Below are 9,586 nucleotides of genomic sequence, written 5' to 3' on the forward strand. Positions count from 1 at the left end.
ACCCCTTGCGCCGCGCGGCGGCAGCGGCGGCGCCTGCGGCGGCTCGGGGGGCGGCGGCGGTGGTCACGCCGGCGTCGGGCTGCAGGGGCTGACCGGGAACCCGGGCGCGTCTCCCGACGGCGCGCCCGGAGCGGCCCCGGTGGGCACCGCCGGCCCGGGCGGCCTGGGCTGCTCGAGCGGCTCCGGTCCCTCGGCCCCCGGCAACCCCTACTCCGAGCCCACCCTCCAGACCCTCTGGGGCGGCAGCGGCGGCGGGGGCGGCGGCGCCCTCCTGCTCTGCGCCGGCGGGACCATCACCATCCCCTCGGGCGTCACCCTCGACGTGAGCGGCGGGGGCGGGGGCGGCGGCCTCGGGCCGGGCACCTCCGAGAACGGCCAGCGCTCGCTCTTCGGCAGCGCCCCCATCGGCGGCGGCGGCGGCGCGGGCCGCAGCGGCGCCGGCGGCGGGGGCGGCGGCGGCTCGGGCGGCTCGCTCCTCCTGATCGCCGACGCCCTGGTGATCGCCGGTCACCTCGACGCCGGCGGCGGCGCGAGCGGCAGCGCCGGCTTCAACTTCGGCAGCGGCGCCTTCGGCGGCAGCGGCCGCAACGGCGGCGGCCAGGGCGGCCAGGGCGGCGCCGGCGGCACGGGCGGCGTCGGAGGCAACGGCGCCGACGGCTACATCCGCCTCAACGCGAACACCCTGCAGATGACCGGCACCAGCAACGGCTCCCTCTCCCAGGGCACCCCCTGATAGGTGCCCCCTGATAGGTGCCAGCCACTTGGCCCCTGATAGGTGCCAGCCACTTGGCAGGAGCCTCCTGGCGGGGGACCGCCCGGAGGGGTCGATCAGCGGTGCAGCGCGCCGACGACCTCGGCGAAGACGGCGCCCTCGTCGCCCTTGCTCGCCGCCCGGCCGAGGTGCTCACCGGCCATCAGGCGCTCGAGGCGCTTGCTGCGCTCGCGCACGGCGGCCGGATCGAAGCAGAGATCGAGGAGCCCGGCGTCGTGGGCCAGTCCGGCCAGGAGGGAGGTACGCAGATCGACCTCCGAGAGGTCCGTGAAGACCGCGTCCCGCAGGCGGCGGCGCACTTCGACCTCGGCCTTGGGGTCCCGCTCGGGGTAGCGCGGGCGGGAGAAGACCAGGAGGAAGCGCCCCTTCTCCTCGGAGAGCACGCCGCGAGAGCAGAGGCCCTCGGCCGCGAGGCGGCCGAGGTCGCAGCGGACCGGCAGGGTCTCGAGCCAGTGCGAGACCTCCCGGGCCGGCCCCGGCTGGCTGATCACCGCCAGGCAGGCGTCCATCAGCTCCTGATCCAGCGGCTCCCGGGAGAGCGGCCGCACCGTGGCGCGCGAGCCCTCACCCTCGAAGATCACCCGGCCCTCGAGGCGCAGCTCGGCCAGGATCGCCCGGGCCAGCACCTTCGGCAGCTTGTCCTCGGCCGAACGAGACACCACGCCCTTCTCGTCATCGAGGGCGAGCAGGAGGAGCTCCTCCTGCAGTCGCAAGGTGCCAGCGTCCGCCGAGACGGTTGCCGGAGTCGTGGTGATCGTCCCCGCCATGGGTACAGGTGGAATTCTACACTCTCTTGCTGGCGGCGTGAGCCGACAAAATGACCCGACAGAGATTCCGAGAACTTGGCGGTCAGAGGACCGGCGTCCCGAGCCCCGGCAGCTGCGGACGGAGCCGGGCGGCCTGCCGCGCCTCGACGGCCTGCAGCTCGCGGGCGTAGAGCCCGGTGTCCGGCCGCGCCTTCAGCGCCCGGCGGAAGCACTCGATGGCCGCCGCGTCGTTGCCCTCGATCTCCTCGAGGATGCCGAGATCGTAGTGGGCGCCGGCCAGCTCGGGGCGCACCTGCACCAGGGCCTCGAAGGAGGCCCGCGCCTCGGCGTGGCGGCCGGCCTTCAGATGATCGATCCCCTCCTTCAGGGCCTCGTCCGAGTCGTCGAGCTGCCGGCCGAAGTGGAGGTCCGCCGCGTGGAAGGGGAAGGCGAAGGCCTGGGCGTTGGCGCTCACCGCCTCCCCGAAGGTCTCCTCGGGGCGCACGCTGGTGTACCTCGCCCCGTACTGCTGCGAGCCCGACCAGCTCCACCAGTGAGAGCGGGCCGGCACGAAGTCCGGGGCGTCGCGCCAGCCGGCCGAGGGGACGAGCGAGAGCTTCACCCGGCGGGTCTCGACCTCGCGGCCGTCCCGGGTCCAGAGGGAGTAGACGATGTCGGTCTCGGCCCGCATCCGGGGCGTCGAGCCGACCATCTCCTTGCGGTAGGTCCAGCCGATCACCTGCACCCCCAGGATCAGCGGGTGGGTGATGCCCAGGGGCAGGTGCTCGGGCCGCGCCGCCGTGAACTCCTGATCCGGCGCCAGCGCCAGGGGCACCCGGGGATCGACGTGCATCAGCTGCCCGGTGTCCGGGTCGAGGGGGCCGATGGTCATGCTCCAGCCCAGCTCCCGCTCGTCGACCAGCAGGGCGTTGGTGCCGTCGAAGGCCCGCTGCAGCGCGGGGAGGAACATCGCCTCGGGGTGGCCGTAGGTGGAGGGCGCGCGGTCGAGCACCCACTTCGGCACCTCGATCGAGACCAGCGCCACCGGGGTCTTCGGGGGGAGCTCGATCATCGGCGCCTGCCGCCGCACCGTGCGCACCTGCGCCACGCAGCCCGTCCCGATCAGGGCCAGCAACCCGACCACCACCACCAACCGCCTCATGCTTGCTCTTTCTAGTAGGTGTCGATCTGCATGCGGATCGAGTCGAGCTCCAGGCTCGCGCCGCCCGCCTGGGTCGCGGGTCCGCGAGGACGGATGAGCACGAAGGCCCAGGGGCTGGCCTGCCGGCTCAAGATCTCCTCGTTGAGGGGGACGATGTAGGAGAAGAGCCCCTGCCCGGCGTCGACCCCGCTCGACACGACCATCGAGCGCCAGCGGCCGGCCGTCTCGTCCCACAGCTCGACCTCGAGGCCCAGGGTGCCGGTGCCCGCGCGAGTGACCTCTCCCCGGGCCGTGAGCTCGAGGGTCGCCACCGAGCTGGCCTCGACGAAGCTCGGCATCTGGAGCTGCAGCAGGACCTGCGGATAGAGCGCGGTGGGGGAGAGCTCCCAGAGGTCCCGGTTCGTGCTCGTGCTCGAGAGGTAGCCCCCGTAGAGCACGAGCGCCCCGCGCCGGAAGTCGTAGGCCAGCCCGGGCTGGTTGAGCGCGGGCAGCGTCCCGCCCGGGAAGCTCTCCGGGGTCCAGGTCGTTCCGTCGAAGCTCCAGAGATCTCCGAGGCGCTGGGGGTCGTCGTAGCCGCCGAAGAGGATCACCTTCTCCATCCCCGCGTGGAAGGTCGCCCCCGCCAGGGTGCGGGCCGGCGGCCGGCTGGTGGGGAAGAGCTCCTGCCAGCTGCTGCCGTCGAAGCGCCAGGTGTCGTCGAGGGCGCCGCTCGGGTCGGAGCCGCCGAAGAGATAGATGTCCCCGCTCCGGGTGTCGGTGACCAGCGCCGGCCCGATGCGGGCCGAGGGCGGCGTGAGCGGATCCAGGCGGCTCCAGGTCCCCTCGCCGAAGAGCCAGGTCTCTCCGTTCGGGCGGGTGCCGGTGCCATCCGGCTCCCAGCCCCCGAAGAGCAGCAGGCGTCGGCTGTGCTCGTGGTAGGCGAGGCCGGGGAAGTAGCGCCCGCTGGGCTGGTAGGGGTGCTGGAGGTCGATATAGCCCCAGCCGTCGTAGAGCAGGAAGTCGGAGAGCGGCAGCCCGCCGGAGTGACCTCCCAGGACGAAGACGTTGCCCTCCTGGTGAGAGGTCGTGATGCCCCAACCCCAGTTGTGGAGGGAGGGCGGAGAGGGGAAGTAGTCGAAGCTGCTCCAGGCGGTGCCATCCCAGCGATCGATCTCGGCGTAGCCTCCGCCGGTCCAGTAGCGCATCACCCGGCGGTGCACCGGATCCCAGGTGAGCGGGCCGGAGTTGATCGTGCCCGGCGCGCCGGGCAGGTCACCGTGATTGGTCCACTGCGCCGGGGCGAGCGCCGGCTCGCCCGTCACCACGGTCTGACCGTCCTTCGAGGCCAGGCGGGTGAGCTGCGCGCTCCCCAGCTTCGGGGTGCCCGCGCCGATGCCCCGATCCAGGGTGTAGGCGGGGAGGCTCAGGGAGCGGGCCCCCATCACCTCGGTGATCACCTGGTTCACGGAGCTGCCCGTATCCACCGGGGAGAACTCGGAGAGGAAGCGCTGAGAGCTGCGCGCCCAGGGGCAGGCGTGGCCGTGCACGTCGATGGCCCGGAACCAGACGAAGCGATCGACCGTCGCCGGCATCGCGGTCTCCAGGACGCTGCCGTCGGCCTCCGCCGTGACCGACTGGAAGGGGGCGCCGCCCTCGATGTGGGCCAGCGCCACGGTGCTCCCCGGCTCGAAGACGCCGGCCTCGGCGAAGAAGGCGGTCGGGCGCACGGTGGAGCCGACCACGAAGGCCCGGGAGGCCAGCTGCTGGCAGGCGAAGTCGAAGGAGACCCCGGTGTCGACGAGGAGGAAGCTCTCGTTTCCCAGCGCGTCGATGGCGCGGACCTCCAGCCGCTGCGGACCCTCGCTCTCGCTCCCGGTCGTCCGGTAGGTGCAGACCGCGGAGAGCGGGTCGGTGAAGCTGCAGGAGACCACCCGCCCCTGGATGGTGAAGAAGGAGGAGGCCACCGGCTCGTGGAAGGAGAGGAGGAGGGTGAGGGTCTCGTCGGCCAGGACGCGATCCCTCACCGCGGTGATCTGCGTGACCTGCGGTCCCAGGAGATCCAGCTCCACCTCCGCGTCGAGGTGGGCCGCCACGCCCTGGCGGCTGCTGGCGTCGGCCGAGAGGGTGACCCCGCCCTCGCCCCCCTCCGGCCCGTGATCGAGCGCGAGGGGGAGGAAGCGATAGGTGAAGCTCCAGGCGTCGCGGTCGCAGCCGACGCACTCCACGCTCCGCCCCGCGATCGTGACCTCGGGCGGCGCGTCGAGCAGCACCTCGCCGGCCAGCACCAGCTCGACCGGCTGACCCGCGGTCGCGGGAGAGGGGGTCTGCGAGATCAGGCTCAGGGTGGGGGTCACCGGGGCGCTCGCGCGGTCGATGCTCACCAGCAGGCCGGCCATGACCGAGAGCTCGTTCCCGGCGGGGTCGCTGGCGTCGACCTGGGCCTTGAGCCAGCCGGCGGGATCCCCCACCTCGAGGGTGACCGGGCAGCTCCAGCGCTGGCGGGTGGTCTGGGTGCAGGCGAGGCTCCGCCCCAGCACGGTGATCGTGGGCGCCCCGGAGAGGGCCTCGCTGAAGACGAAGTCCACCGCGACGCTCTCCCCCTCGCTCTCGAGGAGGTGGCTCTCGGGGAGGACCTCGAGGAGCGCGGGGGGCGTGAAGTCGAAGCGGGTCCAGGCCACCGCCGGGATGACGCCGGCCTCGGTCCGGGCCTCGACGTCGACCCGGACCTCGGAGTCCTCGGGCTCGAGCCCCACCGCGGTGTAGTGCGCCCGCCAGACCCCGTCGCCGCCGAGCCCGTCGTCCACGAAGGTCTCGCCCAGGATCCTCGCCTCGACCGCGAGGGGCGGGCTCCCCACCGAGTAGACTTCGAGCTGCAGCTCCACGCCCGCGCGCGCGACCGCCGGGGTCACCACCACGCTCTGGATGGCAGAGTCGCTCTCGGGCAGACCGAAGTCCCGGCCGCAGCCGAGCACGGTCATCATCAGCACGAGCCCCCAGAATCTTCTCGCGAACATCCGCGTCCCTCCCTCTTCGAGGGGTCACCGTATCGTGCTCGCGCGCCGTTGTGGAGGCGGGAGCGCCGTGGGAGAGTGCCGGGCGTCGACAGGAGGAGGAAGGTCCCCATGAGCACTCCCGATCAGGGTTTCCCGTCCCCCGAGGCCACCGAGGCGCCCCGCACCTCCAAGCTGGCCATCGTGGCTCTCATCCTCGCGCTGGTGCCGATCTGCCTGAACTACGTGGGCTTCGTCCTCGGCATCGTCGCGGCGGTGCAGATCTCGAAGAACAAGGCCACGCAGAAGGGCATGGGCCTGGCCATCGCCGCCATCGTCATCGGGGCGATCTGGATCCCCATCTCGATGATGGCCGCGATCGCCATCCCGAACTTCATGCGCTTCCAGGCCCGGGCCAAGCAGTCCGAGGCCAAGAGCAACCTCTCGATGATCTACGTGGCCGAGACCGCCTGGCAGGCGGAGGCCGGCGGCTTCAGCGACGACTTCGAGAAGATCGGCTTCTTCCCCGAGCCGAACAACCGCTACACCTACTACCTCGGCGCCAGCACCGCGCCGGCCACGCACCACGAGTCCGAGGTCGCGCCCCTGCCGGCGGACCTCCAGACCGGGGTCTCCCCCGAGGGCTTCCTGGCCGCCGCCGTCGCCAACCTCGACGGCGACGCGACCCTCGACGTCTGGATCATCGATCAGGACCGAAACCTCCAGAACCTGGTGGACGACGTCCACGAGTGACCCCTTCATCCGGCCGTTGACGGCCCCCCACCTCGCGAATAGGTCTGCCCCTCATGAAGCCCGACACTCGCCCGAACAACCCCTGCTTCTCCTCCGGCCCCTGCGCCAAGCGCCCGGGATGGAACGTCAGCGTGCTGGCCGACATGCCCGCCGGCCGCTCCCACCGCGCCAAGATCGGCAAGGCCAAGCTCGCCGAGGCGATCGAGCGCAGCAAGGCGCTGGCAGGCATGCCCGCGGACTACCGCCTGGGCATCGTCCCGGCCTCCGACACCGGCGCCGTCGAGATGGCGCTCTGGTCCATGACCGGCGCCCGGCCGGTGGACGTCTTCCACTGGGAGTCCTTCAGCAAGGGCTGGGCGACCGATCTCAAGAAGCACCTGAAGCTGGACAGCGTCCGGGAGTTCTCCGCCGACTACGGTGAGCTGCCCGACCTCACCCAGGCCGACTTCGGCCACGACGTGGTCTTCGCCTGGAACGGCACCACCTCCGGCGTGAAGGTCCCGGACGGCGACTGGATCCCCGACGATCGCGCCGGCCTCACCATCTGCGACGCCACCTCGGCGGTCTTCGCGATGGAGCTGCCCTGGGAGAAGCTGGATGTCGTGACCTGGTCCTGGCAGAAGGTGCTGGGCTCCGAGGCCGCCCACGGCATGCTCGCCCTCTCGCCCCGCGCCGTCGAGCGCCTCGTCTCCTTCGATCCGGGCCGGCCCCTGCCGAAGATCTTCCGGATGACCAAGGGCGAGGGCATCGACGAGAGCATCTTCGAGGGCTCGACGATCAACACCCCCTCGATGCTCGCCACCGAGGACGTCCTCGACGCCCTGAAGTGGGCCGAGTCCATCGGCGGCCTCCCCGCGCTCATCGCCCGCTCGGAGGCGAACCTCGCGGCCATCGCCGCCTGGGTGGAGAAGACCGACTGGGTCGACTTCCTGACCTCCGATCCGGCCGTCCGCTCCTCGACCTCGATCTGCCTGAAGATCGTCGACCCCTGGTTCCAGGGCCTCGACAAGGACGCCCAGGCCGCCGCGGCCAAGAAGATCGTCTCCCTCCTCGACGCCGAGGGGGCGGGCTACGACCTCGGCTCCTACCGCGACGCCCCTCCGGGGATCCGGATCTGGGGCGGCGCCACGGTCGAGACCTCGGACATCGAGGCGCTCCTGCCCTGGCTCGACTGGGCCTTCGAGGAGGTCAAGAGCTGACCGGTCCCGGCCGCTACCGGCTGGGACGCCGCATCGCCGCCGGGGGGATGGCCGAGGTCTTCCTCGCCACCCGCACCGGCGCGGGCGGCTTCGAGAAGACCGTCGCCGTCAAGCGGATCCTCCCGCACCTCTGCGAGGATCCGGAGACGGTGGCGATGTTCCGGGACGAGGCGCACCTCGCCTCGCGCCTCTCCCACCCGAACATCGCGCAGGTCTTCGACCTGGTGGAGGAGGACGGCGCCCTCCTCCTGGCGATGGAGTGGATCGACGGCAAGGACCTGCGCCGCATCCTCCGGCGCGCCGAGCAGGCCGGCCCGCGCCTCACCGCCCTGCGGGCGCTGGCCATCGCCCGGCAGGTCGCCGAGGCCCTGGCCCACGCTCACGGCGCCCATGACGCGGACGGCGAGCCCCTGCAGATCGTCCATCGGGATGTCAGCCCGCACAACGTGATGATCACCTTCGAGGGCTCGGTGAAGCTCACCGACTTCGGTATCGCGCGGGCGGCCCAGCGCTCGGTGAACACGGCCACCGGGATGATCAAGGGCAAGGTCGCCTACATGAGCCCGGAGCAGGCGCGGGGTGAGCCGGTCGATGCTCGCACCGACGTCTTCGCGCTCGGGGTGGTCCTCTGGGAGATGCTCTGCGGGCGGCGGCTCTTCTCCGGCGAGTCGGACGTGGCGATCCTGCGCGCGGTGCAGGAGCAGGCCGCGCCGCCGCCCAGCAGCATCGACCCGGCGCTGACGGAGTCGGTGGACGCGCTGGTGCTCTCGGCGCTGCACCCCGACCGCGAGGCGCGCCTCCCCTCCGCCGCGGCCTTCGCCCGGAGGGCCGGAGAGCTGCTCCACGAGCTCGCCGCCCACCCCGACGAGCAGGCCCTGGCGCCCTGGATGCGGGCGCTCTACCCGGCCGAGAGCCGGGGGGAGCGGCAGGGGACCCTCCGCCGGCCCGCCGCGCCGGCCTCGCCGACGCCTCCGGCCGGAGCGCCGGGCGGCGGCAGCGGGGACGAGGCGCCGGCTGCGCAGCCCGCGACCCGGCCCGATCACCCGCTGGCCCTCGAGGAGCCGGAGCTCGGGGCCGCGAACGCCACCGCCGCCCTCTCCGCGGAGGTCCTCCGGGAGAAGACGATCCTCTCCCGCCTCGGGCTCCTCGTCGGGGTCCTCTCGATCGGCGCCCTCGCCGGCCTCGGCCTGCGGCTGCTCGGCGACGATCCTCTCCCGGCAACGGAGCCCCCTCCCGCGCCCTCCCGCGAGGTGCCCCGCGAGGAGCCAGCCACCTCGACCGAGGTGCCTGACGAGGTGCTGCCTCACGAGGTGCCGGCCACCCCGACAGAAGAAACCCTGGAACCGGCGGAGGGCCCCGGGGAGGGGTCGATCGCAGGCCAGCCCCCCTCTTCCACTGCCCCTCGCAGAGCCCCGAAGGCCCGATCCAGGCCTCCCGAGGCCGCTCCACCTCCTCCCACCCCCGATCCGCCCCGCGAGGTGCCCGCCACCTCGACGGAACCCTCTCCCCAGGTGCCAGCCACTCAGACGACCCCTCGGACGACGGGGCCCGCCCGGGGTGGAACGCGGGTCCTCTCCCGGGTGGGAGAGGAGCGATCGACCGTGCGGGAGCTACCCCGGGGCACTCGCCTCGAGGTGCGCCTCCTCGACTCGGCTCGGGCAGGTGAGCGGGTCCGGCTCACCCTCTCCCGCTCGGTGCTCGCGAGCGGCCGGCTCGCCCTGCCTCGGGGTACCCGGCTCGTCGCCACCCCCCGGGCGGTCGATCGCCGCCTGCACCTCGAGGTGCAGGGCGGCACCACCCCCACCGGCGAGGCCCTGGAGCTGCACGCCCGCGCCGTCGACTCCTCGGGCGCCGCCGGTATCCTGGCCTTCGACCCGGTCGACCCCGGCGCCCCGCTCCTGCTCGCCCCGGGCACGGATCTCCAGCTGGAGCTCCTGCAGCCCCTGACCCTGGACTGACCCACGGGAGCGCGCTCGGCGCCCCGC

Annotated in this window: 7 protein-coding genes; 4 read left to right on the top strand and 3 right to left on the bottom strand. The window is 72.9% G+C overall.

Features of this window, described 5'->3' with window-relative positions; translation table 11 throughout:
- The coding region (locus P1V51_25155; GenBank protein MDF1566344.1) for a hypothetical protein at window positions 1–733 on the top strand (733 nt) is incomplete at its 5' end.
- 95 nt (window positions 734–828) lie between these two features.
- Here the strand turns inward: P1V51_25155 and P1V51_25160 are convergent.
- From P1V51_25160 to P1V51_25170, 3 genes are all read right to left on the bottom strand, one after another.
- Window positions 829–1,539 carry a GPP34 family phosphoprotein gene (locus tag P1V51_25160; GenBank protein MDF1566345.1) on the bottom strand — a complete coding sequence of 237 codons (711 nt, stop codon included), beginning with the start codon at window positions 1,537–1,539 and terminating at the stop codon, window positions 829–831.
- Window positions 1,540–1,621: 82 nt separating this feature from the next.
- Window positions 1,622–2,680, bottom strand: coding sequence for a tetratricopeptide repeat protein (locus P1V51_25165; protein ID MDF1566346.1), 1,059 nt, complete (start codon window positions 2,678–2,680; stop codon window positions 1,622–1,624).
- Between the two features lie 11 nt (window positions 2,681–2,691).
- Entirely contained in the window at window positions 2,692–5,673 is a 2,982-nt protein-coding gene (locus tag P1V51_25170; GenBank protein MDF1566347.1) for a kelch repeat-containing protein, read from the bottom strand.
- A gap of 108 nt (window positions 5,674–5,781) precedes the next feature.
- Here P1V51_25170 and P1V51_25175 point away from each other — a divergent pair, with 108 nt between their 5' ends.
- From P1V51_25175 to P1V51_25185, 3 genes are read left to right on the top strand one after another with little or no spacing between them, the layout of a single operon-like run.
- A complete protein-coding gene (locus tag P1V51_25175; protein ID MDF1566348.1) occupies window positions 5,782–6,402 on the top strand; it encodes a hypothetical protein in 621 nt (206 codons plus the stop codon).
- A 53-nt stretch (window positions 6,403–6,455) separates the two neighbouring features.
- Window positions 6,456–7,601: a phosphoserine transaminase gene (locus P1V51_25180; GenBank protein ID MDF1566349.1), complete on the top strand. Its 1,146-nt coding sequence runs from the start codon at window positions 6,456–6,458 to the stop codon at window positions 7,599–7,601.
- Between the two features lie 20 nt (window positions 7,602–7,621).
- A complete protein-coding gene (locus tag P1V51_25185; GenBank protein ID MDF1566350.1) occupies window positions 7,622–9,559 on the top strand; it encodes a protein kinase in 1,938 nt (645 codons plus the stop codon).
- The last annotated feature ends 27 nt before the right edge of the window (window positions 9,560–9,586 follow it).

Source organism: Deltaproteobacteria bacterium (assembly GCA_029210625.1).
Lineage (GTDB): Bacteria > Myxococcota > Myxococcia > SLRQ01 > SLRQ01 > JARGFU01.

What these genes read in the sequence shown, in the direction of transcription:
- P1V51_25160 (MDF1566345.1), bottom strand. Translation starts at nt 1,539, where the DNA reads ATGGCGGGGACGATCACCACGACTCCGGCAACCGTCTCGGCGGACGCT.
- P1V51_25165 (MDF1566346.1), bottom strand. Translation starts at nt 2,680, where the DNA reads ATGAGGCGGTTGGTGGTGGTGGTCGGGTTGCTGGCCCTGATCGGGACG.
- P1V51_25170 (MDF1566347.1), bottom strand. Translation starts at nt 5,673, where the DNA reads ATGTTCGCGAGAAGATTCTGGGGGCTCGTGCTGATGATGACCGTGCTC.
- P1V51_25175 (MDF1566348.1), top strand. Translation starts at nt 5,782, where the DNA reads ATGAGCACTCCCGATCAGGGTTTCCCGTCCCCCGAGGCCACCGAGGCG.
- P1V51_25180 (MDF1566349.1), top strand. Translation starts at nt 6,456, where the DNA reads ATGAAGCCCGACACTCGCCCGAACAACCCCTGCTTCTCCTCCGGCCCC.